At 34.8% G+C, this 26,591-nt stretch carries 23 protein-coding genes; 19 read left to right on the plus strand and 4 right to left on the minus strand.

Annotated features, from left to right (window positions below; genetic code table 11):
• Nucleotides 1-961 precede the first annotated feature (961 nt).
• The 8 genes from BBI01_RS00975 to BBI01_RS01010 all read left to right on the plus strand — a co-directional run bounded on the left by BBI01_RS00975 (nt 962) and on the right by BBI01_RS01010 (nt 13,628).
• On the plus strand, nt 962-2,767 hold the full coding sequence (locus BBI01_RS00975; RefSeq protein WP_065393321.1) for a tetratricopeptide repeat protein: 1,806 nt from the start codon (nt 962-964) through the stop codon (nt 2,765-2,767).
• Nucleotides 2,768-2,874: 107 nt separating this feature from the next.
• Nucleotides 2,875-3,573 (plus strand): DUF1826 domain-containing protein, encoded by a 699-nt coding sequence (locus BBI01_RS00980; protein WP_065392824.1) that lies wholly within the window; start codon nt 2,875-2,877, stop codon nt 3,571-3,573.
• Nucleotides 3,574-3,711: 138 nt separating this feature from the next.
• The gene (locus BBI01_RS00985; RefSeq protein ID WP_065392825.1) at nt 3,712-5,511 is read left to right on the plus strand and encodes a POTRA domain-containing protein; all 1,800 of its coding nucleotides are present in this window, start codon (nt 3,712-3,714) and stop codon (nt 5,509-5,511) included.
• Nucleotides 5,512-5,989: 478 nt separating this feature from the next.
• A complete protein-coding gene (locus tag BBI01_RS00990) occupies nt 5,990-6,997 on the plus strand; it encodes an OmpA family protein (RefSeq protein WP_065392826.1) in 1,008 nt (335 codons plus the stop codon).
• Between the two features lie 587 nt (nt 6,998-7,584).
• Nucleotides 7,585-8,256: a hypothetical protein gene (locus tag BBI01_RS00995; RefSeq protein ID WP_065392827.1), complete on the plus strand. Its 672-nt coding sequence runs from the start codon at nt 7,585-7,587 to the stop codon at nt 8,254-8,256.
• Between the two features lie 519 nt (nt 8,257-8,775).
• Nucleotides 8,776-11,280, plus strand: a complete 2,505-nt coding sequence (locus BBI01_RS01000; RefSeq protein ID WP_065392828.1) for a PIG-L family deacetylase — start codon at nt 8,776-8,778, stop codon at nt 11,278-11,280.
• A 100-nt stretch (nt 11,281-11,380) separates the two neighbouring features.
• Nucleotides 11,381-13,072, plus strand: coding sequence for a sodium:solute symporter family protein (locus BBI01_RS01005; RefSeq protein ID WP_065392829.1), 1,692 nt, complete (start codon nt 11,381-11,383; stop codon nt 13,070-13,072).
• Between the two features lie 37 nt (nt 13,073-13,109).
• A complete protein-coding gene (locus BBI01_RS01010; RefSeq protein ID WP_065392830.1) occupies nt 13,110-13,628 on the plus strand; it encodes a DUF2911 domain-containing protein in 519 nt (172 codons plus the stop codon).
• Nucleotides 13,629-13,741: 113 nt separating this feature from the next.
• Here the strand turns inward: BBI01_RS01010 and BBI01_RS01015 are convergent, their stop codons facing one another.
• The 4 genes from BBI01_RS01015 to BBI01_RS01030 all read right to left on the minus strand — a co-directional run bounded on the left by BBI01_RS01015 (nt 13,742) and on the right by BBI01_RS01030 (nt 17,647).
• Nucleotides 13,742-14,320: an NAD(P)H-dependent oxidoreductase gene (locus BBI01_RS01015; protein ID WP_065392831.1), complete on the minus strand. Its 579-nt coding sequence runs from the start codon at nt 14,318-14,320 to the stop codon at nt 13,742-13,744.
• A gap of 77 nt (nt 14,321-14,397) precedes the next feature.
• Nucleotides 14,398-15,222 carry a helix-turn-helix domain-containing protein gene (locus BBI01_RS01020; protein ID WP_065392832.1) on the minus strand — a complete coding sequence of 275 codons (825 nt, stop codon included), beginning with the start codon at nt 15,220-15,222 and terminating at the stop codon, nt 14,398-14,400.
• Nucleotides 15,223-15,413: 191 nt separating this feature from the next.
• Nucleotides 15,414-16,667 (minus strand): TCR/Tet family MFS transporter, encoded by a 1,254-nt coding sequence (locus tag BBI01_RS01025; RefSeq protein WP_065392833.1) that lies wholly within the window; start codon nt 16,665-16,667, stop codon nt 15,414-15,416.
• Nucleotides 16,668-16,753: 86 nt separating this feature from the next.
• Complete coding sequence (locus BBI01_RS01030; RefSeq protein ID WP_065392834.1) at nt 16,754-17,647, minus strand: helix-turn-helix domain-containing protein; 894 nt, start codon at nt 17,645-17,647, stop codon at nt 16,754-16,756.
• Between the two features lie 705 nt (nt 17,648-18,352).
• On the opposite strand from BBI01_RS01030, the gene BBI01_RS01040 reads away from it, so the two are divergent.
• The 11 genes from BBI01_RS01040 (at nt 18,353) to BBI01_RS01085 (ending at nt 26,574) form a co-directional block, all read left to right on the plus strand.
• Nucleotides 18,353-19,237 carry a helix-turn-helix domain-containing protein gene (locus tag BBI01_RS01040; RefSeq protein WP_061085624.1) on the plus strand — a complete coding sequence of 295 codons (885 nt, stop codon included), beginning with the start codon at nt 18,353-18,355 and terminating at the stop codon, nt 19,235-19,237.
• Nucleotides 19,224-19,709 (plus strand): flavodoxin family protein, encoded by a 486-nt coding sequence (locus BBI01_RS01045; protein WP_065392836.1) that lies wholly within the window; start codon nt 19,224-19,226, stop codon nt 19,707-19,709. Before BBI01_RS01040 ends, BBI01_RS01045 begins: the two co-directional genes overlap by 14 nt.
• A 143-nt stretch (nt 19,710-19,852) precedes the next feature.
• Nucleotides 19,853-20,773, plus strand: coding sequence for an alpha/beta hydrolase (locus BBI01_RS01050; RefSeq protein WP_065393322.1), 921 nt, complete (start codon nt 19,853-19,855; stop codon nt 20,771-20,773).
• Nucleotides 20,774-20,977: 204 nt separating this feature from the next.
• On the plus strand, nt 20,978-21,130 hold the full coding sequence (locus BBI01_RS23165) for an SDR family NAD(P)-dependent oxidoreductase (RefSeq protein WP_317040711.1): 153 nt from the start codon (nt 20,978-20,980) through the stop codon (nt 21,128-21,130).
• Nucleotides 21,114-21,758: an SDR family NAD(P)-dependent oxidoreductase gene (locus tag BBI01_RS01055; RefSeq protein ID WP_317040712.1), complete on the plus strand. Its 645-nt coding sequence runs from the start codon at nt 21,114-21,116 to the stop codon at nt 21,756-21,758. Before BBI01_RS23165 ends, BBI01_RS01055 begins: the two co-directional genes overlap by 17 nt.
• A 34-nt stretch (nt 21,759-21,792) precedes the next feature.
• Nucleotides 21,793-22,722, plus strand: coding sequence for an alpha/beta hydrolase (locus BBI01_RS01060; RefSeq protein WP_065392837.1), 930 nt, complete (start codon nt 21,793-21,795; stop codon nt 22,720-22,722).
• A 74-nt stretch (nt 22,723-22,796) separates the two neighbouring features.
• On the plus strand, nt 22,797-23,198 hold the full coding sequence (locus tag BBI01_RS01065) for a cupin domain-containing protein (protein WP_062674818.1): 402 nt from the start codon (nt 22,797-22,799) through the stop codon (nt 23,196-23,198).
• Between the two features lie 219 nt (nt 23,199-23,417).
• On the plus strand, nt 23,418-24,224 hold the full coding sequence (locus BBI01_RS01070; RefSeq protein WP_065392838.1) for an SDR family oxidoreductase: 807 nt from the start codon (nt 23,418-23,420) through the stop codon (nt 24,222-24,224).
• A 35-nt stretch (nt 24,225-24,259) separates the two neighbouring features.
• Nucleotides 24,260-25,153: an NAD(P)H-binding protein gene (locus tag BBI01_RS01075; RefSeq protein WP_065392839.1), complete on the plus strand. Its 894-nt coding sequence runs from the start codon at nt 24,260-24,262 to the stop codon at nt 25,151-25,153.
• Nucleotides 25,154-25,277: 124 nt separating this feature from the next.
• Complete coding sequence (locus BBI01_RS01080) at nt 25,278-25,757, plus strand: cyclophilin-like fold protein (RefSeq protein WP_065392840.1); 480 nt, start codon at nt 25,278-25,280, stop codon at nt 25,755-25,757.
• A 43-nt stretch (nt 25,758-25,800) separates the two neighbouring features.
• Nucleotides 25,801-26,574 (plus strand): SDR family NAD(P)-dependent oxidoreductase, encoded by a 774-nt coding sequence (locus tag BBI01_RS01085; protein WP_065392841.1) that lies wholly within the window; start codon nt 25,801-25,803, stop codon nt 26,572-26,574.
• Nucleotides 26,575-26,591: the final 17 nt, after the last annotated feature.

Here is a 26,591-nt window from a genome sequence, read left to right on the forward strand (position 1 = left end):
CTAAAGAATGATACCTGATAATTAGAATTAATTATTTAGCTGAATTAAGGAAATAGAAAAATTATTTACTCAATTCAGAGGATGAGAAGTGACGTTCTTTAAACTTGGTTTAAATGATTTACAGAAAATTGCATATTGGAAGTATTAATGCAAAATAGGATACTGAATACGAGGTGATAAGATCTGGAATGGGATCGTAATTTTTTTTCATAATTTTTGTTTTTAAGTCATCATTTTGTAATGCGAAGTTAATGTGAGAACTCGATTAGGGCTTGGATGTTGTCATTAAATTTCATGTACAATGGTGATTTATTTAATATACAATCTATGTATATTTTTGTGTATTTTATTGATATTCAAATGTTTATTGTTTTTTAATTTGTGACTATTACAATTGCTTTTTGAATATAAAATAAAATTTATCGTTGTGAGGAGTAAATTGTTGCTATAATCGTTTTATAGCTTAGTTTTATATTGAGTTTTTGGAGTGCTTTTGATGAATTGCATTGAATAATCTTGAAAAAATGTTGTCAAATTTAATTTTACTCTTTAAAATTTTTTGAATGTTTTTTATTGTCTTAAAAATTGATTGGCTAAAAGGGAAGTATCATATGTATTTTATAAATTGGAATAATCCATAAAATACATATGACCATGTGTTTGTGTAATGATATGATGTTTTTTTTATTTGAATAATTAATGTTATTAGAGCCTCTATTTGTTTCATTCATTGCTATACAATGAAAATGTTACTAATTGTTATGTATATAAAGTATATACATAACTGTTTTATATGTTTTATATGTTGTTCATTTTCAGTATGTTGTTTATTTTTTTTGATTATGGTTTCCTTGATGCTGCATTAGTAGGATTCTGTACAAAAGTTGAAATATTTATTATAATTTTGACAAGGTAATTATGCTTTATGTGTAATTCCTTAACAAAAACACAAACCGAATTGATGAAAAGAAATATTCTTTTTTTGATAGCAATATTATTGCTGGGATCTGGTGTATTATACGCGCAGAGTGATAAGGATGAAGATCAGCAAACCCTATATACATTGCTTTATGCAAAACAATATCCTCAGGCAAAAAAAATAATAGAAGATAAATTTCTCCGTTCTGATGATAATTCCAGGAAAGTAATAGGTTACGCGTATCTAGTTAATTATTATTCTTTTTCAAAGGATAATGAAATCAAAAAAATTGAAGCACTGGAAAAAGCCAAAAAACTTGCTAAGGCTTCCAAAGAAGAGCTCGATGATGCTTATGTAGAATTTGGGAATGCTTTATATTATGAAAACCTGGAGCTTAACGATCCGTTTGTAAAGTCGGTTAATAGAAGTATTAATATTTTTAGCAAATATTCTGACGAAAACTTTATGCTTTCTATATTGTACTTTATAAAATATCGTTTTATAAATCGAAATTATATTAATGTTGAAAATGAATATGTTCAATCGGATATTATTCAGACAAATAAATATGCAAAGAAGTCTGGAAATGCACTTCTGATCAATCATAGCTATAATATTCTTGCTTATTACTATCATAAAAAATTTTATGAAAATAAGACAAAGACTTCTGATGAAAGAACAAAACTTCTCGATTCTGCAGATATATATTATCAGAAATCATATGAATTTGCCAAGAAAGTTATTGATCCGATCGCCCAAAAAAAAGCTTTAGTTACTTATTTTTCAAACTATAGCAGTTTACTTCTTGCTATAACTCCTCTTGATAAGCAGAAGTGCCTGGATATGTATAATAATGTGTTGAAATTGAGTTTGGGAGATACTCAGCTTATCGATTTTACCTGTGGAGCTTATAATGATATGGGGTATTTATATGAAGCAATGGGGGATTATAAATTATCAGAAAAGTATTATTTAAAGGCTTATGATATAGCTATTACTTCTAATAATCTTGGACTGACTAACAAGATTGCTGTTTTTGATAATCTTTCAAGATTGTATCAACGTGTGGGGCAGTACGGAAAGGCATTTCATCTTGAAAGACGTGCAAGAAAGGAAACAGAGATGAGCATTGAAAAATTGACAAACAGCACAAGAGCACTCGATGTATTTTACCGTACGGAAAGAAAAAACCAATTAATCAACCAATTAGAAAAAGAGAAAAAATCTTTAGTCAGAGAGAACCTGCTTTATCTTGGAGTAATGTTAATTTCTATTGTTGCACTGATATTCCTGATCCGTTTAACAAAATTCAGACAAAAATTAAGTATGCAAAAAAATGAATTATTGGAAGCTGAAAAACAGGAAACCCAGCTTATATTACAACTGGAAAGAGAAGAAAAAGCCCGGATAAAAGCAGAACAGGATTTACTCGTAGCCAATCAGGAAAAATTGAAAAAAATAGCTCTGTCTACTTCAATGCGCTTGAATTATAAGACAAGTTTTATTAAAGATCTTAAGACAAAAATTAACGAGAAGCCAGATGTCAAACTACAGCAAATTCTGAAAGAAGATCAGTTAAATGATAATGATTTTTCAGAAATGGAAAGATTGATAGAAGATATTCATCCTGATTTCCATAAACGCTTAAAAGAAGTGTCAAAAAGTAAGCTTTCCAATATGGATTTTAAATATGCCTCTTATTTATATCTTAATATGAGTAATCAGCAGATAGCAAATGTTTTAAAAGTAGATGCCAATACAGTACGTGTTACTAAATATCGATTAAAGCAAAAGATTGGATTGGCTAGGGAGGACGACTTACAGGCTTACATTCAAAATTTAAATTAATAATGATTAAAGACTATATTATGACATGAAACATCATGTTTAAATATCTGTTATCTTAGTTAATTCTTACTTTTGCAAAGGATTAAGTAGTAAAAACAACTATACATATGAATAATGTGTTTTCTGACAATAAACAGATTGGAATGGCTTCTGATTTCTCGGAACTTATAAATACTGATTTCCAGGGAGAAATGAATGCAATTTGCTGGAACAGAAATTTAGAAGGAGATTTTAAAGAAATTGTATCCAAACTTTGTTTGAAGGATAATATTACTGAAGTTTCCGTGGAAGATCTTTTACAATTAGAATTGTCAGAAAAAGGAAATATTGCAAGAGAAAGGGTACTAGATGATTTACAGCTACTGACTGATTTTGGAGCATCACCTTCACTTAATCTGCTAAAAAACTATGAACGTGACGAGGAATTTGATTTTATATCAACAGATGTTTATTCCTATCACGTGGATCGTTCACCTGTTGGAACAGATACTTTTTTATGTACATATTACGGTACTTCAAGTGATATATTACCGAACGAGCAAGCTGTACAAAAGGTGCTCATTCCTGAGATAAGAGAAAAGCTAATGGAATTACATGATGGGTCTGAGGAAGAGTTCGAAGATTTTCTGAAAGACTGTTTCTTCGATCTGCATTATCAGGCTAAATCTGGTGCTGAACCCATAAATTTAGGATTAGGATCTCTTTGGCGACTGGCGGTAGATCATCCGGAGCAAAAGGTTTTACCTTGTGTGCACAGAGCTCCAGTTGAAAATGATGGTGAATATCGTCTGCTTTTGATCTGCTAAGTTATTTTGATCATATAATACTCTTTATTATAGTTGTTTTTTTATCGAAAAGAAGTATCTTTAAAAGATATTATTCTTATTTACGGTCTATTGACTTGTAAAATTAATGTTACAAACTGTATTGAATTTTGATGATTAATGATTAGATCGATTGTAATTCTAATTTTCTTTTTAAGTGGTTTCTTCTTTTTAAATGCACAGGAAAAGAAAGACTCGCTCTATTATAAAATAGAAGAATTTTCTGATAAAAGAAAAGTTACTAAGTTTCTTCATCGTTTTATATTCCGTAGAGAAGCAGATTCAACTTCTGTTAAATCAAGAACTGAAAAATTACCACAGGAAGCTTATAATAAAAAATATATCCGAAATATTAAGATAGAAACTATCGACCCTTTTGGATATGACTCTAAAGATCAGAAAGAAAAACTGAAATGGTACGATTGGTTTGCGGATCACCTTCATGCTACTACAAGAACTTCTACAGTTAATAATTATTTGCTTTTTAAAGAAGGAGAAGAATATAATGCTCAGAAACTCTATGAATCTGAACGTTTACTTAGAACGATGCCTTTTATAAATAGAGTAAACATAAGTGTTTCTGAGGATACTTCAGACAAAGATTCTATTGATGTTGTCGTAAAAGTTCTTGATTCCTGGAGTTTAAAACCTAGAATTAGTTATTCGGGAAGTAAAATTGGATTAGGAGTTACTGAAGAAAATGTATTAGGATTAGGACATACATTAGATTTCCTTTATAGAAACGACTCCAAAGAAAAACAAGATTATGTCTTAGGAAGCTATACCACTTATAATCTTTTTGGAACTTATATGAGTGCTCAAATCCTTGGGGAAAGAGATTTTTCAAGAAATGAGCGAATTAATTTCAATGTAAGAAGAGACTTTTTTTCCCCTTTAACAAAATGGGCGGGTGGTTTTACTTTTGAATACTTTATGCGGAATGTTTTACTTCCAATAGAAACTGAGACCACATTTCCGGAAACTAGGATTAAAGTGTATAGTCAGGATATATGGGGTGGTTATCAAATACCGGTTTCATCTGATCCCAGTGAAAAAGTTTCCAGCAATATTGCCATTATAGGAAGGTTTCAGAATTATCAATATAAAGATAGCCCCGGAATTGATCAATATAAGTATTTCAGTTCTTACAATAGCTTTCTGATGTCTTTAGGGCTTATTAACAGACGTTTTTCTGTTCAGAAGAATATTTTTCAATATGATTTGCCTGAGGATATTGCCTATGGAAATTCTTTGAATTTTATTGCTGGAGGTTTATCAAGAAATAAAGAGATGAATCCCTATGTAGGAGTTTCAGCGTCTTATGGTCGTTTTACAAAGTTAGGATATTTTACTTTGAAAGCTCAGTTTGGAAGGTTTTTTAATGAAGACAGTCAAAACAGAGAATCTTTCCGCATAGATGGCACATATTTCACAAATCTTATGGATTGGAAATTTGCTAAAGTTAGACACTTCTTTTCTCCTACTTTAGCTTTGGGAAATCCACAGCATAATTATTCTTATAAAGATAGAATTAACCTTTCTTCATCAGATGAATTTCCTGTTTATAATGCTGATTATATAGGGACTAAAAAAATGGTGTTGAGATACCAACTTCAGATGTTTGTAAATAAAACCTGGAAAAATTTCCATTTTAGCCCTTATTTAACGATGGCAGTAGGCTGGTTGGGTATGCCGGATGAAAAACTATTGAGTACCCATGCAAATACTAAAATAGGTGTTGGAGTGCTCATTAATAATCCGTTTTTGGTATTCAACAGGATTCAGGTTTCTTTCATGTATTATCCTCGTGTTCCTTTTGATAATAATTCAATGTTTGATTTTAACAGTAACCGAAATAATCTTCTTCCAATGAACAATTTTGCAACGGAGGTACCACATTTTGTGAATTTTGGGAATTGATGAATAGAATAATCATATGTTTTAAAATATTTAGGTTTATAAGGTGTGTATATTGTAATTTCGTTGATATTAGCTTGCATTGTGTTTTTAAATCTTTCTAGAAAATTTAAGAAAATCAAACATCTTCAAAAACTTAAGGTACTTCTCATCCATAAAGTCTGTAACTTGAAATAATCTTAAGTGTTAAAAATCTATTGTCTTTTAAAAAATGTTTCTCAATGAGAGCAAAAAGTGGCTGGAAAATCATTATGTTTTCATGAAATAATTAAATATTTTCAATGGATAAATGATCTTTAGTTGATTCTATTGAAGCTTAGAGTTTTACATTCGTATTTTATTTGTAAGTTAGTGTCATAAAAATAGTTAAGTATAAAAAATATCGGACGATTTTAATGTAGGTATTAATGAATAGGGATTCGTACTATTTTATTCCTCACTATTTAAAAAAATTATACACCCAAAAGCTAAATTTATTAAAATGAAGAAGACACTGATCATTTCATCAATAGGCGCTTTGCTTGTTGCCTGTAACAAAAAGGCTGAACAGAAAACAGATGCACCAAAGGATACTGTCACCATAGGAAATACTGCCGCTACAGAAAAACCTTCGGACGGAACAGGCAATTTTGATATCAACTCCGTACCGGTTTCCACTGCTGAAGTTGGTGAATTACCCTTTTTCAGTTTCCCCAAAGGACTAAACTTTCAAAACAAACCAGTACAAAGAAGTTATGATATGCTGTTTTTTCCTCTTAAAGGCGTAATGACACCAATAGAAGGAAAGGTATGGAAAACCTATGTAGTAAACGAAAAAAGCAATAAAGAAGAATGGTCGTTGCCCTATTTTTTGAAAAGCTATGATGATGCTATTACAAAAGTGGGCGGTGTAAAAATATTTGATGGCAAAGTTTCTCAGCAAGAACTTGACAGAATAAAAGAAGAAGCCAGGTATTTTGGCGAAGAAGGCTCTATAGATTATTGGAATGAACCCGTAAAAGTATATGTTATAAGAAGGCAAAATGGCGATGATATTTATATTCAGCTTTATGGAAATACGGCGACAGGAGCAATACAAATTCTTCAGAAAGCACCATTTGAGCAGACAATTTCAATATTAAAATCTGATGAAATAAAAAAAGCATTAGATGCAACAGGCAAGGCGATATTACATATTAATTTTGATACAGATAAAGCGAGCTTAAAATCTGATGGTAAAATAGCCGTAGATGAAATAACAAAAGTCCTGAAAAACGACAACAACCTGAAACTTGCTATTAACGGATATACGGATAACAGCGGAAATGATGCCCATAATCTCCAACTCTCAAAAGACCGTGCTACAGCAGTATTGAATGCGATCACTACTTCAGGTATCGATAAAGCACGACTATCAGCAGAAGGCTTCGGCAGCAAAACGCCGATTGCAGATAATAGTTCTGAAGAAGGAAAAGCGCAAAACCGTAGAGTAGAGCTTGTGAAAAAATAATGTAAATCCTACAATAGTAGAGAATTGTAGTTTATTTTACTTGAAAAATCCTGACGAAAGTTAGGATTTTTTGTTTTAATTTTCTTTAATTGGTTGATGAGAAAAGGAAATGGTTGATTTATCAAAATAAGTAAAGCCCTACAATTTCGTTGGTGAATAAGCATACTACTAAAATATTGGCTTCATCGAATCAACAACGTTGATTCTGTTCTTTGCCCTTTGAAATAAGCAGTATTAAAATAAAAAACTTTGCGTTAATAAATAGATAATGCCCAAGAAATTTGCTTGGATTATTGGTTCCTACCAATTGCATAGATCTTGTGGATATTTTTCTCTCTTCATTCATGATAAATTTTTACGTTCATCTTTTTAATCAAAAAGTAATTTCAAATACGATCTATTGAGTAGTGAGAGTAGAATTAACATTTTTGTAAAATATAATCGGGTACATGAAGGTATATCTTGCCATAATTTTGTCTATATTTAGAAGCCTATTAATATACACGTTTACAAATGTTTAGGAAAGTACTTTGTTCTTGTGTTTTGCACTCTAAAGCATGCTTATAAATATGATATAAAAAAAGACAATGCCGATAAACCCAATACCTCCGGACGGAGGCATGTTATATAAAGAAACAGATATGGCTCAGTTTTTTCCTGAACCATTCAATGCCATAACTGCCCTGTTATTTTTAGCCATAGCTATTTTTTGGACTGTTAAAATGAAGGGGAATTTTAAAAAATATCCTTTTTTAACCTATTGTTTAATTCTATTATATATTGGTGCCATAGGAGGAACTGTTTATCATTCATTCAGACAATGGTCGGTATTTATTATGATGGATTGGATGCCTATCATGTTGCTCTGTTTGTCTGCGGGATTTTATTTTTTAGCTCAGAGCATCAGATGGTACTATGCTGTTGTAATGATTCTCGCTTATATAGTACTCATGTTGGGTTTAAGAAATTGGATTTTGATAGATAATACATCTCTCTTTATCAATGTAAATTATGCAATTATGGCTTCATTTGTGCTTTTTTCGGTATTAAGTTATTTAATCTATACCAAATGGAAAGCTGGAAAATGGGTAGGTTTTGCTTTATTGTCTTTTGTTCTTGCGCTCACTTTCCGCATCGTTGATCAATGGGAATGGTTCAGCTTCGGGACACACTTTTTATGGCATACTTTTGGGGCGGTAGCTACATTTTGCATGTTTAATTATATTTATCTTACGAGGAATATAATTAGAAAACCATAAGTAGTTTTTATTTTCTTTACAACCCTGATTCATACATGAAATCTGTTTAAACTTAACCACAAAAGTTACAAAAGATTTTAGACACCTTAGTTTATTTTAGTGACAAGCTAGATGTTGAGAAGAGTACTTAAGTTAAAAAAAATCAAATATTTTTTGTTTGAATGTTGATGGGTGAGTAAAAAATTATTCACAATCATCTGTGCATAGCTGTGTTATCTGGGAAAAATATTAACTACAAAAGTTTTTATATTTTTAACGCCTTGACAACCTTTAGAAAGTTGAAGGAAATATCCCATAACGAAGTTTATATGATATGAAAATCTTTGATTTTCAACATACCTTAAGTGTACTTTCTAAGCGCAACGTTTATAAACTTGAAAAACTTTAGTGTTCAAAAACTTTTGTAACTTTTGTGGTTTAATAAAAAATGAATAGTTTTTCTATGAAATTCACAGTTTACTTCTTTTACTATTGAAAGAAAGATGATTTACTTATATTTGCTCTGCAAAGTAAAATTAAATGTTCAAAAAAGTAAGTACTGTATTTATCCTTGGATTTTATACGGTTTTTTGTTCGGCTCAGCAGGTCCGACCTTCCAAATCATCTGAAATTTACCGCGAAATAAAAACCCTTAAACAGCTGCCTAAAGTTTTATATCTTGCGGCTCATCCCGATGATGAAAATACGGGATTGCTGTCATGGTTAATCAACGACCAAAATGTAGAAACGGGCTATTTGTCTTTAACCAGAGGTGATGGCGGTCAGAATTTATTAGGTACAGAGCAAGGCGCTGCATTGGGTTTAATCAGAACGCATGAGCTTTTAGAGGCAAGAAAGTTAGACGGTGCCCAGCAGTTTTTTACCCGTGCGATTGATTTTGGGTTCTCTAAAAATACTACAGATACCTTTAAACAATGGGATGCAGACAGTATTACAGCAGATGTAGTTTGGGTAATTCGTAAATTCCGTCCTGATGTTATCATTTGTCGTTTTCCTCCTACTGCAGCGGCGGGGCATGGACAACATGCTGCTTCGGCTGTAGTTGCAGAAAAAGCTTTTAAGCTGGCAGGCGATAAAAAGGCTTTTCCGGATCAACTGAAATACGTTAATGTATGGCAGCCAAAACGAGTGTTGTGGAATACTTTCCGCTTTGGTGGAGTGAATACAACCAATGAAAATCAACTGAAAGTTACCGTTGGGCAATATGATCCACAATTGGGAATGGGCTACGGAGAACTGGCGGGATTAAGCAGAAGTTTGCATAAAAGCCAGGGAGCAGGAACGCAATCTGTAGCCGGAATCAGAACTGAATATTTTGCCCATGTTATTGGCGAACCTGCAAAAACAACACTTTTTGACGGAGTAGCTAAAACTTGGACTTCACAAGGAAATGCAGATATTGACCAGTCATTAGATAAAATTATTTCTACTTTTAATTTCAATAATCCTGACCTTAGCTTACCTGCTTTGCTAGCTTTGCGAAAAAAGGTCATGGAGTTAAAAGATGAAGATCTGAAAAGGGACAAAATTAAATCTCTTGACCGTATCATTTTAAGCTGTGCCGGATTTATGGGGGAGATGGTTACTAATCAGGCTGAGGCTGTTGCCGGAGATCATTATAATTTCAGGCTAAATCTGATTTCAAGAGCAGCAAATTCTGTTGTTTTAGAAGATGTAAAATGGTTAAGTCAATCAGAAAGCTTCAATAGAAAATTATCAAAAGATTCTTTAATTACCATTCAACACGATATTCAGATTCCTGCAGATGCAGCACTTACAGAACCTTACTGGTTAGCAAAACCTCCTGTAAATGCAGCCACTTTCTCTGTTCCGAATGATACTTTAGTCGGTTTGCCTGAGGCAGAATCACCACTGAATGTTTTACTTGGTTTAAAAATCGGGTCAGAAAAATTTCAGGTTAAACTTCCTTTATCTTTCAAAAAATTAGATCCTGTGCGGGGTGATGTTGTAGAAGGATTGCGCATTGTTCCTGCATTGGAGCTGAAATTTACACAACCCGTTTATGTGGCAAGAGAAAATGAAGATCTGCATTTGAGTTTAAATGTTAAGGTTAATTCCAGCAAAAAGTTCAGTAATGGTAAAGTAAATCTGATGTATAACGAAGAACGATTAGGTGGTGCTGATTTAAGTTCACTTAATGAGAAAGACTTTACTGTCGATTATGTTATTCCCAAAACTAAGCTTGCCTCAATCAATTCATCTCGTTTGCAATTGGATGCCAATTTTATTGCAGAGGGAATCACTTATAATAAAAAACAAATATTAATTCAGTACCCGCATTTATCTTCCTTACAATATTTTGCGCCAGCTACTGCCATCGTAATGAAAGGCGATATTCAATCAAAAATTAAAAAAGTTGGATATGTAGAAGGTGCCGGCGATTTTATTCCTGATTTCCTGCGTATTTCAGGTATTCAGGTGGATGTTTTGAAGGATGAAGACTTTTATGGAAACATAGATGAATCTGCTGGAAATAGTAATCAAAACAAGCTATCACAGTATGATGCCATCGTATTGGGTGTTCGTGCCAATAACACAGAGAAAAAGCTGGGACGCTGGATGCCTTTTTTATGGTCTTATGTAAAAAGAGGAGGTAATCTGGTGATGCAGTATAATACCAACCAGGATACAACCGTTGACCAATTGGGAATGTACAATTTCAGTATTGCCAATAAACGAGTTACCGAAGAAAATGCAGCCGTTACATTTTTAAATCCCAATCATAAATTACTGAATTTTCCGAATAAAATTACTGCGAATGATTTTAAAGGCTGGGTGCAGGAACGTGGAGCTTATTTCCCTGCTCAATGGGATGCAGAATATGAACCGCTTTTTGAAATGCACGATACAGATGAAGAGTCATTGAAGGGATCCACTTTATATGCCCAATATGGGAAGGGGAATTTTATTTATACACCATTGGCATTTTTCAGACAGCTTCCTGCGGGAAATGTGGGTGCGGCGCGTTTATTTTTTAACTTTTTATCTGCACAAAAAAACTGATGAACAAACAACTTAAAAATTGGAATGTCTGGTACATATTATTAGCAGTTGCATTAGTATTGCAGATCGTATTTTATTATTGGTTTACTAAATTCTGGGCATGAGTAATATAGATTGGACAGTTCTCATTGTTACACTTGTTGCAGTGGTGGTTTACGGCGTATTCATCGGTCGTGGGCAAAAAAGCAACGAATCATACCTTAAAGCAGATAATAAAATGCCTTGGTATATTGTGTTGATAGGGATTATGGCTACGCAGGCAAGTGCCATTACATTTCTTTCAGCGCCGGGACAGGCTTATACGGACGGGATGCGTTTCGTTCAGTATTATTTTGGTTTACCTTTGGCGATGATTGTGATCTGTATTACTTTCATCCCGATTTTTCAGCGCTTAAATGTTTATACTGCTTATGAATATTTAGAAAACCGGTTTGATAAAAAAACAAGGGTGCTTACTTCACTGCTTTTTCTTTTTTCCAGAGGTTTATCAACGGGAATCAGTATTTATGCTCCAAGTATCATCTTGTCAAGTGTTTTAAATTGGAATATTTATTTAACCAATGTTTTAACAGGTGGTATTCTGTTGATTTATACTTATGTTGGTGGTGCAAAAGCGATTGCCCATACCCAAAAGTTACAGTTTCTCATTATTCTGGGAACAATGGCTTTTGCAGGATATTTACTCATTCAGAATATGCCGAATGGAATTGGTTTTAACGATGCACTGTATCTTGCTGGAAAATCAGGAAAACTCAATGTAATAACCACAGAATTTGATTGGAAAGATAAATACAATATTTGGAGTGGCTTAATTGGAGGTTTTTTTCTTGCACTTTCTTACTTCGGTACGGATCAGAGTCAGGTAGGAAGATATATTACAGCCAAAGACAATACCAATGCAAAAATGGGTTTGCTGTTGAACGGATTGGTTAAAATTCCGATGCAATTTGCTATTCTCCTGATTGGCGCCTTGCTTTTTGCTTTCTTTTCCTTGAAACCGGCTCCTATTTATTTTAACGAACGTTCTTATCAATATTTAAAAGAAACAAAACCTGAACAGGCTGCGGTTTTTGAAAAAGAACATCAGGATTTGCAAATGAAATTTAATGCAGAATCGAAAGAAATTTTAAAGTTAAAAGAGAATAATTCTCCTGAGCTTAATAAAACAATTCAGGATTTTAAAAACACACAAACCGAGGTAAAAGCATTGCATGGAAGGGTAGAGGAAGCTATCAACAGTTCAAATTATAATGCGGAGAAAACGGATACGAATTACATTTTCCTGTATTTTGTAAAAAATACCTTGCCGGTAGGGATGATAGGTTTACTGTTTGCTGTAATCTTCCTCGCCAGCTGGGGTTCAATTTCAGCCGCATTGAATTCTCTTGCGGCATGTTCGTTAAAAGATGTTCATTTGATATTTAAAAAAGATATTCCTGATGATGCAACCGAATTGAAATACAGTCGCCTGCATACTTTAGCCTGGGGAATTTTCTCAATCGGAGTTGCTATGTTTGCTACTCAAATGGGTTCCCTTATTGAAGCTGTGAATGTATTGGGTTCTCTTTTCTACGGTCCGATATTGGGGATATTTTTGGTTGCATTTTATTATAAAAAAATCAACGGTTCAAATGTATTTATGGGCGCCATATTATCTGAAATTGTGGTGATTGCCGTTTATCAGTTCGATATTGTTTCTTTCCTTTGGCTTAATGTAATAGGGGCAGTAGCGGTCATTATATTTTCGGCAATCGGGTTGCTTTTTTATAAACAGAAAGTAGTAAATTCGTAATCGAATAACAGTAAACATACAAACAATCAAAAATATTATGAAAACTATTATTAAATCTGTAGCTATTCTTGCTGCGACAATGACAGTCTCCATGAATGCCTTTGCACAGGACACTAAAAAACCTGCCAGCCCTCCAGCTACTGCAACGGGAAAAATTAAAGATGCAACCATTACTATTGCCTATAGCAGTCCTTCTGTTAAAGGACGTACCATCTGGGGTGGTTTAGAAGGTTATGATAAAGTCTGGCGTGCAGGTGCCAATGAAGCAACTACTTTTGAAACGGATAAAGACATTACTGTTCAGGGTAAAAAGCTGCCTGCGGGTAAATACAGCTTTTTCCTGATCCCTAAACAAAGTGGAACCTGGACTGCTATTTTTAACAAAGAACCAAAACAATGGGGTGCTTATAAATACGAACAAGCTAAAGATGCTTTACGTGTAGATGTAAAAACAAAAGCTTTACCAGCAACACAGGAAACCTTAGTTTATAAAATAAACAATAATGGATTTACAATGGATTGGGATAAAATTTCAGTGCCTGTAGAGATCAAATAAATTTGAATATAAAACAAAAAATCCCGTTGATACGGGATTTTTTGTTTATTGTATTTAAGTGAAGGTTTTCAAATCCTACTTCATAGCAGACTTCTAACTGCTTCTTTTTCTCATCAATGTATTGTATAGAGATTCCTGATTTTAGATAACCAGGCTGCCACAGCCTCAGGAGTTGCCCTGTCAGCCTTATCAAAAAAGAAATGTTCCTTGATCTGAAAGCCACAATAAGTATAGATTCCTTTATCAGAAGTCAGCAATAACGCTTTATCCATACCGATTGCGGAATATTCTTCATGAGATTTTCCATGCGTGTTGAGAATTATTGCCTGTTTCCCTGTTAATAATCCCTTTTGTATTCCCTGATCATAACGATAGGCAAAACCATAACTGAAAACTCTGTCTATATATCCTTTCATAATGGCTGGCATCCCTGTCCACCAGATAGGATAAATAAAAGTAACCACATCTGCCCATGAAATATATTCCTGTTCTTTTTCTATAAGCTTGTTTACAATACCATTTCGTTGTCCTTTCATATCTTCTATAGATAATATAGGATCAAATTCAAGTTGATATAAATCTCTTACAGCTACTTCATGTTCATACTGTTTTAGGATCTCTTCTATACATTGCTTAACCTGCGCATTCAGGCTATCCTGGTTTGGATGGGCATAGATAATAAGGTGTTTCATATTGTTACTTTTAATTGATTGAACAGTACAAAAGTAGAATAGGAGGCACGTGAAAAATTGTAAGAAAACGAAATTGGTTATTTACTGGTAGCCTGACAGATATCCTGTTGGAATTTTATATAGTTTTTAGGAGAAAGATTGATGAAATGCCTAAAATCATGAATAAGTTGGCTTTGATCGTAATATCCACAATGATTGATAATGTCAAACCAGTTTATTTTTTCTTCAGTAAAATCTATCTGTTGAATCAGTTCAATAGCTTTTAAAAAGCGATGGTACCTGTTGATTTCTTTTGCACTGAAGCCAAAGTGTTTTTTATGTATTAATTGAATGTTTCTTTCACTTTGTTTCACCTTTTCAGCAATTGATTTAATGGGATTGATAGCATTCGATTGGAAGTTAGCCAATAAGCTGGAGGTGGTATCTTGCTGGTTGAGGTAGGGTTTACAGAAATTGAGAATATGATTTACTTTTTCTTCTACTTTAGCAATGTTATTTAGCTGTAGCCTCAAGTGGGTAAAACAATTTTCTTCCATGGCTTCGTCAGGATGAACAGGAAAATGATCTGATAAACATGCTTTACCAAAGAAACGGTAAAATGCATCATCCTTGAAATTTACAACCAATATGCTGGAGCCTGGCGGAAGACAGTATTCAAATGAGGATTTAATAGGTCCCAAAACAATACATTTGTCGACTTTGATTTTTATTTTTTGTTTGGAAATCAAAAAGGCTTGGGTTCCGAAGTTAAAAACCATGATCGTTTGGAAAGAGGGGAGCAGGGTTTTAGTTATTGGGATTTCAGAATTATTTTCAGCAAAATAGAAATGAGAGAATACCTCTTCAAACTCCTTGGGAATAGGAATTTTATAGTTACCATATGTGAGTTTGTCTGGTCTCATTTTGTAGTGTACAATTTAGGAAAAAACAAATGGATTGATCTATGATATTGTACCGAAGTTGTAGGTCGTTAGTTTTATAGAAAGTAAAAACTCCCTTAGATTTAATATTTAAGAGAGTTTGTAATAGTATATTTTAATTATTTAATCAAGTTTTTATTTAACTTGCTTTATGTGCGTTTGTCTGGTTTCCTTTAATCTTTTGTTTTATATTTCTCATTATATTTTATTTGAAGATTTGTCTTTTTGCTTGTATAATATATGATAATAGCACTTATAATCATCAAAACCGAAGCAAGGAGAAATGGAGCTCCTGAAAATTTAAACGGAGCCTCATCATGAGTAAAATAGTAAAAAAGATGGGTCATAATAGGCGGTCCGATAATCGAAGTTGCACTTACCAGACTTGTTAATGCTCCCTGAAGCTCACCTTGTTGATTTGAAGAAATACTTTTACTGATCATCGACTGAAGTGAAGGTCCACAGATACCTCCTAATGAATAAGGTATAAGAAACATCAGCATCATCCAGCCTTCACTTGCAAAAGAAAATAGTAATAGACCTAGTGCGTAAAAGATCAAGCCAAAATATATACTTTTTTGCTCACCTAATTTAGGAGCTGTCCATCTTATTAAAACACCTTGAACTAATCCAAGCAGAAGCCCTAATATTCCTAACGATAAACCTACGGCTCTTTCAGACCAATTAAATTGATACATTGTAAAGAAATGCCAGTTGCTCTGTACAGCTTGAAGCCCAATATATACTAAAATTAAAGCAATCACCGAACTTGAAATTTTTGGATGCTTTGCTAAAAACTTAAGAGATCCAATGGGATTTGCCTGTCTCCAATCAAATGGTCGCCGTTGGTTTATATCCAGACTCTCAGGAAGAATAAAATAACCATAGAGAAAGTTCAATAAACATAGAACCGAAGCAACGTAAAAAGGAATTCTGGCGCCATAATGTCCCAACAGCCCTCCAAGTACTGGTCCTATGATAAATCCCAAACCAAATGCAGCACCAATTAATCCAAAATTCTTAGTTCTGGTTTCGTCGGTAGATACATCGGCAATATAGGCACTTGCCGTTGAGATACTGGCTCCGGTGAGCCCCGCAATGATTCGTCCTGCAAATAGCCATCCAATAGAAGGGGCTATTGCAAGTAACAGGTAGTCTAATGCAAATCCCAGAAGAGAAATCAATAGAATAGGACGCCTTCCGTATTGGTCACTAAGATTACCGACTATTGGTGAAAATATAAACTGAGTGAAAGCATAAGCAAAACCCAGCCAACCACCGTATGTAGCGGCTTCAGTAATATCACTATCAATAAGCTCTCCAATAAGTTTAGGGACAACAGGAAGTATAATTCCCCAACCTGTAATATCAATCAGCAAAGTGATAAATATAAATCCAACTGCTGCTTTTTTATCTGTTTTTTTCATGTCATAAAAGTAGACAGAGTCCAAAAATCAGACATTGACACGTTAATGGATTTTACGTTCAATTTGTAAAGTGATTGGTGAATTACCTATGGAAGCCCGGTTATTGTCTTTTGATTTCTGTATGATTTTGGGGATACTCCGGTTGTTCTTTTAAAATACCTACAAAAGATGCTTGTCTCCCCAAAGTTTAATTCATTGCTGATTTCCTTGATTGACAAATTGGTTGATTTAAGGAGTGTTTTGGCTTCCAATATCAAAGTATGATCAATCCATTGTGATACAGATCTACCCGTTTTTTCTTTTAGAAAGGTGGAAAGGTACTGAGGTGTTAAATGAAGCTTATCTGCATAAAAATTAACATTTCTCTGTTCTTTGGTATATTTTAAAATTAATTGATAAAAGTCGTCTATAATTTCGTGCGTTCTACTTTTGGGCGAACTCTGAGAATTGGGCAGCTCGGTGTATATTTCGGAAATCATATTGATCATTACCATGACAAGATGTCGAAGAATTTCAGCTTTATTTGGGCTTGATTTTTTATTGTAAAAATTTTTTATCAAGGTTATTAATTCATTTTGTAGCATGATTTCATCCTCTCGAAGCCTGATTACAGGTTTCCATCGTATCTGATTATTCATTACAAATTCACGGAGTATAGGAAATGCTGACATGAAATCTAAGGAGATACCAATGGTTACTATTTCTGCGTCTTCACTCAGGTATTTTGTATCCATTAATAACTGTGGCGGTAAAACCGCTATATCACCTGCGTTTATTTCGTAATCCAGGAAATGAATCTGCATTTTCATGGATCCTTTAATCATGAAGCCAAGTAATAACCCGTCAAATAAACGGCTATGCTCATTATATCCCTTACTTGAATCGGGTAATTGATGGAATAGAATTATTCCATCTGTCTTTTTTGACGGATCAATATTATATAATTGATAAACGTTATCCAGATTTATAAATAAAGCCATATACAAATATTGAAAAATATTTTTTGAAATAAAGCCATATACAAATAAAAAACCCTTTAAATTCTACATTTAAAGGGTTTTTTATTATTGTAATTGAAATCTACATATAATCTAAAACAGGGTCTATTTCCCGATACAGAATCTGAATTAATTTGATTATCAATGGGTTATTGTACATTGAGGGGTAAATAGGGTTTGAGAACTTTCTAACCAATAATAACTATATCAAAGTTACAAATATTTTGAAAACTAACCAATTCCAACCACAAAGGGTTAAATATAAATTCAAAAAATCATATTAAAAGTTTACTGTTTTTGGTATTAATGATGGGATGCTAGTCAAAACTTAAATTAGATTTTGTCTTGTTTCACCGTCAGAAAATTCATTAAAGAATTCCCCAAGACTATATAAATAGAAACAACTACATAATAGGCTTTGGAAGTCTTATTTATGTGCTGCAGCATGGTTTCGGTAAAGAAAAATTTATCTCCTACAAACGGTATCTGAGAGTTATTCAAGGACGAAATCTGATTGCCAGCCGAAGAAAGGGGCCACATAATGAATCATAATTCATCCAATTTGGATAGGAGATTAAGCCTATTTTTTCACATCAGTAAAATGTATCCATATTAAAGTATTTTGTATCCGGTCTGTGAAACCCTTTGTTTATAATTTTGTTTCAGAAAAAGAAATACAAAGGAGCAATGAAAATATTTGGGATCAAAGAATTTAATGAATACCTCAATGTCGGGGATCTGAAAAGCGACGATCTTCATATTGTCAATTTTGAAGGTAAAGAAAATATAAGACTGAAATCTGAAACAGTAGCGATTGATTTCTACCTGCTGTCTATTAAACCTCATTTAAGTGATGCGGTAAGAGCAAACAATCCGCATTTGGAGGATATGTCAGACTCTGCTTACATGTACGTAGACTGTCCACAGAATTCGTTGGAATGGGATATAAAGTCTCCGATGGGTGGATATGCCATCATGATAAGCGCCAGTTATCTGGAGAAATTTTCAAAGGATTATAATTTTGTACATTACAACAACCACGAAGCCTTATTCCTTACAGAAGACGAAGTTGCCATCTTATGGGACCTGTTTAAAAAGGCTGATGTTGAGTTTCAAAAGAAATATTACTCGAAAAACATCATTATTTCCTATGTAAGTCTGATCATGACCTATGTTAGACATTTTTATGACCGGCAGTTTGACACAAGAAAAGATATTTATCACAAAGTAATCGACGAGTTTCATAAAAATTTGACGGAGTATTTTGTTGAGAACGAAAGTCTCAAAGGATTACCTTCTGTAGCCTTTTTTGCTCAGAAAAGCTTTCTTTCTCCCAATTACTTTGGAGACCTGATTAAGCACTTTACAGGAAAAGCTCCCATTGATCATATTCACGATTATGTTGTGGTACAGGCAAAAGATAGGTTGAAAAATACAGACTTATCCATAAGTGAAATATCCTATAGTTTAGGGTTCGATTATCCTAATTATTTTGCCCGTTTTTTCCGTAAGAAAACAGGTTTATCACCTAAAACATTCAGAAATCAATCCGATATCAATGAAAACAGATAAAAACTTAATCATTCTTTTTTCACACTCAGGAAATACAGAGAAGATTGCAGAGATGGTGAATGAATATATAGCTGCTGAGGTTGTGAATATAGAAGCGGTTGTGCCTTATCCAAAAGGATTTCAGGCAGCGATAGAAGAAATGTCAAGACAGAATAAAGGAAAGGTACTTCCTGATTTCAAAAAGGTTAAATTAGATATCCAAAGTTATGATACTGTCTTTTTGGGTTACCCGGTTTGGGATAGTCGTCTTCCTCCCGTAGTCAGATCCTTTCTCAGAGAAAATGACTTTCGTGGGATTACAATAGCTCCCTTTAATACACACAAAGGGTATGGTACCGGGAAAAGTGTAAATGAAATCAGAGAGTTTGCGGAAGGAGCGAAAGTCTTAGAAGTATTGTCCATAAGTGAAGGTGAAATAGCATCAGCATTACCCAAGATTAAAGTATGGCTTGAAGAATCAGAATTCATTTAAAGATAATATCAGTACTAAAAATCTTCAATCAGTAAAATGTATCTTTTATTGAGTAAAATGTCTCCGTTCCAGAACAATACATGTTCGTAACTTTGATCTATCAAAAAGGAAAAATAATAATTAACAAATATAAATTTAAAATCATGTCACAAGAAAAAATCAGTATTAAAAACGGAAACGGTCAAGGAATTACCCTATCAGCAGTAATATATTTTCCTGAAGGATTTGACCAAAACAAAAAGTACCCATCAGTAGTAGTATCTCACCCGGGTGGAGGAGTAAAAGAACAGACTGCAGGGTTATATGCAAAAAAGCTATCTGAAAACGGATTGATTACGATTGCGTATGATGCTTCTTATCAGGGAGAAAGTACAGGAGAGCCGCGTCAGTTGGAAAACCCTTATATAAGAACAGAAGATGTAAGTGCAGTGATTGATTATTTAACAACACTTCCTTATATAGATACAGAAAATATCGGTGCAATGGGGATCTGCGCAGGAGCTGGTTACACTGCCAATGCAGCCATCAACGATCATAGAATCAAAGCGGTGGGAATGGTGAGTGCTGTCAATATCGGATCAATGTTCCGTAACGGATGGGAGAATAATGTAAAAGATGCAGATGCATTTCCTTATTTAATCGCTGGATCAAACGCAAGAACCGCCGATGCAAAAGAAGGAACCCAGACACTTCCTTTAGCACCAATGAAAGAAGAAGATGCTCCTAACGAAGAACTAAGAGAAGCATGGGAATACTACCACACTGATCGTTGCCAGTATCCTACAGCTCCAGGGTTTGCTACAGCAAGAAGCTTAACTCAGATTATCTCTTATGATGCCTATAACAAAGCGGAAGCCTTCTTTACTCAACCACTTCTTGCCATTGTAGGAAGCGTAGCAGGAAGCGCATGGATGAGTGATGACCTGTTGAATATCGCAGCCACTACGGATAAAAAGAAATACATCGTAGAAGGAGCCAACCACATGTCTTTATATGACAGAGAAAACTATGTAAACGAAGCGGTTTCACAATTAGTTCCTTTCTTTAAAGAAAAATTAGCTTAAAAAATTCACTCCCTCACAACAGCCGCTTGATGAGGGAGTTTTATTAAAAAGTATAATGGGAGCAAAATCAGTAAATCCAGAAAGGGATATATGATTTCTCTTACTCTCAGTGAAAATTACCGTAAAATGTATCTCTTTTACAGTAATATGTATCCTGTTTAAGAGCTTGATATGAAGTAATTTTGATTCAACAAAATAAGAAATATGAAGACAATATTCATCACAGGAGCATCTTCCGGATTAGGAAAAGCAACCGCTAAATTATTTCATTCAAAAGGATGGAATGTTATCGCTACCATGCGTACTCCTGAAAAAGAAACAGAGCTGTCATCTTTAGAAAATGGATGTCACCAATGAAAATCAGATCAAAGAGACCATTAAAAAAGTACTTGAACTGGGAGACGTAGATGTCGTTTATAATAATGCAGGATATGGTCTTATGGGTCCTCTGGAAAGCTATTCCGATGAACAGATTATACGACAACTTAATACAAATCTTTTGGGAGTAATATTGGTAACTAAAGCATTTATCCCTTATTTCAGAGAAAAGAAAGGCGGATTGTTTCTAAGTACAACATCCATCGGCGGAGTCGTTACTTTTCCTTTCAGTTCCATTTATCACGCTGCTAAGTGGGGAATTGAAGGTTGGTCGGAGAGCATGTCATACGAGTTGGGACTCAATAATATTCAAATTAAAACAATTGCTCCGGGAGGAATAAAAACCGATTTTGCCGGACGTTCCGTTGATTTTGTAAGAGATGAAAACTATGCTGAAGCATTGCAGAAATTCAATGCAATATTCGATGAAAGCTCTTACAACAAACCCGAAGAAGTAGCAGAGGTTGTTTATGAGGCCGCTACTGATAGCAAAAATCAGTTACGTTATGTAGTGGGAGCAACAGCACAGTATTTGGCATCAAGAAGAGATGAAATCGGAAGAGAAAAACAAGTTGAGGAAACCTATAACGGGATTTTCAAACAGTAATTATTCATAAAATTAAAATTTAAAAAAGAACAAAATGAACTCACAAAAAATAACATTCAAAAACGTAGCATGGGATAATGCCGGTATTCTGCAATTTCCAAATGATTTTGATGGAAATAAAAAATATCCGACCGTTGTAACCATGCACCCAATTGGGAGCTGTAAAGAACAAACTGCGGGAAATGTTTATGGTAAAGCATTGGCAGAAGCAGGTTTTGTTGTACTTTCCTTTGATGCCTCTTTCCAGGGAGAAAGTGGAGGTACCCCAAGGTATATTGAAAACCCTTACCAACGTACCGATGATGTACGTTATGCCATCGACTATCTGGAAACATTACCTTACGTAGATGCTAATAAAATTGGAATCCTTGGTGTATGTGGTGGCGGTGCCTATTCATTGAATATTGCCATGACGGAGCGACGTATCAAAGCAGTCGTTTCTATTACCGGAGTAAACTTTGGACGATTATTAAGAGACGGATTTGCCGGCGGAAGCCCAATGGAAGTATTAAACCAGGTGGCAGCACAGAGAAGCGCCGAAGCAAAGGGCGGAGATCTGCTAACCATCAATATGCTTCCTGAATCTGTTGAAGCAGGTAAATCTGCAGGCATTGAAGATATTGATGTATTGGAAGCAACAGATTATTATAAGACTTCAAGAGGTCAAACCGTAGGAGGGGCCACTAGTGCAGTATATTCCCGTATGGGCGTTGGAATGGGTTGGGATGCTTTCTACCTTGCTGAAACTCTGTTAACACAACCTATTCTTGTGGTGATCGGAGATAAGCCGGGAGGTTTCGGAGCATTCAGAGACGGGTATGAAATTGTTCGCCGTGCAGCCTCTGAAAAGAAAGAACTGGTTGTGGTAAAAGGATATTCCCATTATGATTTATACGATCAGCCGGAACCCGTAAGACAAGCGTTGGAAAAAGCAATCCCTTTCTTTAAAGAAAATCTGGCATAAAAATAAAATAAAGTTTTAATTGTTCTTGTATATTTTGGGCAAGAACAGTTTTATTAAAGTCAAAAAATAGAATTATGTATTCAGACCAAGAAATTGAAATCATGGGATTTTTGCCTGCACCTGACGAATATTTTACAGGAAAAGCATGGGTGAAAAATTATGTGTTTCCGGATGCTGAAACAGATGCTTACGTAGGAGAAGTGATGTTTGCGCCGGGGACGCGCAACAACTGGCATACACACGGCAGTAATCAGATTCTTTTGATTCGGGAAGGAGTTTGTTATTATCAGGAAGAAGGAGGTCCTGTACAACAAATAGAAGCAGGGGGCTTTGTAAACATTCTGCCTGGAATTAAGCATTGGCACGGAGCTTCTCCTGATAGCGTAATGATCCATACAGCGATTGGAATCAATGCCGAAAAAGGACTGGTGAACTGGATGGATCCGGTTTCAGATGAAGATTATAACGGGAAATAAAAATCCTGTTATGTAGTGAAAAACAAGGTTCTGATTCAGGTATAAATTATTAAACAGGTTAGAAAAAAGACCATTCTCATATTTTTGAGATGGTCTTTTTTATATACCAAAGGATACGCCTGAAGAAACCGTAAAATGTATCCTTTTAAACGTAATCTGTTTCCTAATGCTTGTAAGGTTTCTATCTAAATTTGATTCATATAAAAAGAATAAAAAATAATGAAAACAATATTAATTACAGGCGCATCAACCGGCCTGGGAAGAGCAGCCGCATTATTATTTCAATCCAAAGGATGGAGAGTGTTGGCTACTATGCGTAATATGGAAAAAGGGAAAGATCTGGCAGCGTTGGAAAACATAAAAGTGTTGGAACTCGATGTCACAGATCCACAGCAGATTAACCAGGTCGCAGCAGAAGTCATTGCGGATACGGGAGTTGATGTCATTCTGAACAACGCTGGTTATGGTTTAGCTGGTCCGGCGGAAAGTCTTACAGATGAACAGATTGTAGAACAGCTTAATACCAATCTTTTAGGAGTGATCAGGGTAACCAATGCGTTTATTCCCTATTTCAGAGAAAAGAATGAAGGTTTATTCGTTGCCGTTACTTCATTGGCTGGTTTGATTCCGGTTCCTGTAAATTCTATCTATAATACCGCCAAAACAGGAGTGGAAGCATTTTACGAAACTCTTGCATTTGAATTGGATGCCTTCAACATCGTTACTAAAACAGTTTCACCGGGAGTTATTAAATCAGCATTCATCGATAACGTGAAGATAGGGATGAAGGAAGAATATACCTCTGTATTTCAAAGAGGGATGCAGGCAATGGCTTTTGATACCTATTCTTCCACATCAGAGGAAATGGCCGAAATTGTTTATGAAGCTATTACAGACAGTAAAAAGCAGTTGAATTACGTTGCCGGTGAAGATGCACAAAAGCATTATGAACATTATCTAAAGCTTGGTAGACAAGGGTATATAGATTATCTGAGAGCATTTAATCATGAAATTCAGGAAAAGTAAAAAATTTCCGGGTTAATTTAAAACAATCACAGACAATGAATATTGTAATAACAGGCTCTCTTGGAAATATTGGATTGCCATTGGCAAAACAATTGGTGAACGAAAATACAGTAACGGTTGTTAGCCGCAGTGAGCAGAATAAAGCAAGTATTGAAGCCATTGGAGCAAAGCCTGCTATAGGATCCGTAGAAGATGTTAATTTTCTGACAGAAACATTTAGAGGAGCAGATGCAGTGTACTTAATGATACCCTCTGTTAATTTTTTTGATCCGGAAAATGATGTTCTTGATTTTTATAGGAAAATAGCAGCAATATATACAGAAGCTATACTAAAATCGGGAGTAAAGAAGGTTGTTCATCTCAGTAGTATGGGTGCCCATCTGGAAAGCGGAGCTGGGCTGTTGACATCACACCACATTGCTGAAAATATCATAAGAACATTACCGGATGATGTTGCAGTTACCTTTGTTCGTCCACCGAGTTTCTTCAGTAATATTTATGGATTCATTCCCACCATAAAGTCCCAAAATAGCATTTTTTCCAATTATGGTGCAGAAGTAGTTGAGCCATGGGTGGCCCCGAAAGATATTGCGGCTGTTATAGCAGAAGAGTTGACAGGTGTTTCTGATGGTAAAAAAGTTCGCTATGTAGTTAGTGAAGAACTCAGTGGAAATGATCTGGTACAAACGATAGGGAGTGCCATACAAAATCCCGGATTGAACTGGCTCGAGATTACGGACGGACAGTTAGCAGTCTCCCTTTTACAAAATGGAATGTCCCAGCAAACAGCAAAATTATTTTTAGAAATGAATAAAGGCAGGGCTGATGGAACAATCTATAGCGAGTATTATTTAAATAAACCTGTATTGAGCGAGACTAAGCTTGATGATTTTATGGTAGACTTTATAAAAGTATACGACTCAGAATAAGAAAGAATAAGTTCCACACTTAGGCAGGTGGCTATTTATAGCTTATAACTAAAAGTAACTTCCAGCCCCTTATACTTAAACTCTTCAATCCAGCCCAGATTAATCAAAATAAAAGAATACTGATATGAACAATTTTTTTTCTGTAATCCCAATTGTTGTAGGAACTGCAATCATTTCATGCAGCAATACCACAACAGAGAACAAAGGGATCTTAAAACCGGAGCTGTCAAAGCCTGCCAAAAAAGAAGCCCCTGTCATAAAGATTAGTGTGGATGGTAAATCTTATGTATTTACGCTGGAAAACAATAAAACAACAGAAGAACTGCTGAAAACATTACCGTTTGAAGGTTCCGCTGGCATTTATCATGATAATCATTATTATCTACCTACCACAAAAGCAATTACGACCAATGGTTTAAAACCTGTCAAGGAGGCTAAAAAAGGACATCTTGTATATTCCGCAGAATATAAGGGGTTAGGGATATTCTTTGCAGATGGAACTTTTGCTGATAATGAGCTGTGTTATATCGGAAAAACCGAAGATGATGTATCTGCAATGAGTAGCAATAAGACGGCAGCCATTAAAGTAGAGTTGTTGAAATAGAGTTCAGAATAAATAAAAACCAATTAAAATATTCAATATCAAAATGAAATTATTATTAGAAAATAAAACGGCAATTGTTACCGGAGCAAGCAAAGGAATCGGTTTGGCTACGGCACAGTTGTTTGCACAGGAAGGAGCCAATGTAATCCTTACTGCACGTAATGAAAATGAATTAAACGAAGCTGTAAAAAGTATCACTGATCTGGGTGGAAATGCGATTGGCATTCTGGCAGATTCAGATGATCCGAAAGCTCCAAAAGAAGTATTTTCAAAAGCCATTGAAAAGTACGGACAAGTAGAAATACTGGTCAACAATGCGGGATATGGTGATATGGTAGCCATTGATGAATGCACCGATGAGCATTTCGAGATGGTAGCACAGATTAATTATTTTGGGGTATTCCGTTTCTGCAGAGAAGCAGTACAGCATTTTATGCCAAGAAATGAAGGTGTGATTGTCAATGTAACATCCATCAACGGGTCTCTTCCTGTAGGAGGAGTCGCTTATACCTCTACAAAAGGAGCGGTAAATATGATGTCTAAAAATATAGCAATCCGTTTCTCTGGAACAGGTATCCGTTGTAATGCTGTAGCTCCCGGAAATACAGAAACACCTATGGCAAAGGCCTGGGCAGCGGGTGAACTTTCAGGAGGTATGAAAATGGTGGAGTTCGCTGCAAAATATGCTGATCAGGAATTACCTTATACCCAGCCGATAGATCAGGCGAATGCAATCCTGTATTTTGCTAGTGACTTAAGTAAAGCAGTAACAGGACGTGTTCTTGTAGTAGACAACGGAGCCTACATGGGAGCTTAATTTAAGTAGTATTCTAA

It is taken from the genome of Chryseobacterium artocarpi, assembly GCF_001684975.1.
GTDB classification, from domain to species: domain Bacteria; phylum Bacteroidota; class Bacteroidia; order Flavobacteriales; family Weeksellaceae; genus Chryseobacterium; species Chryseobacterium artocarpi.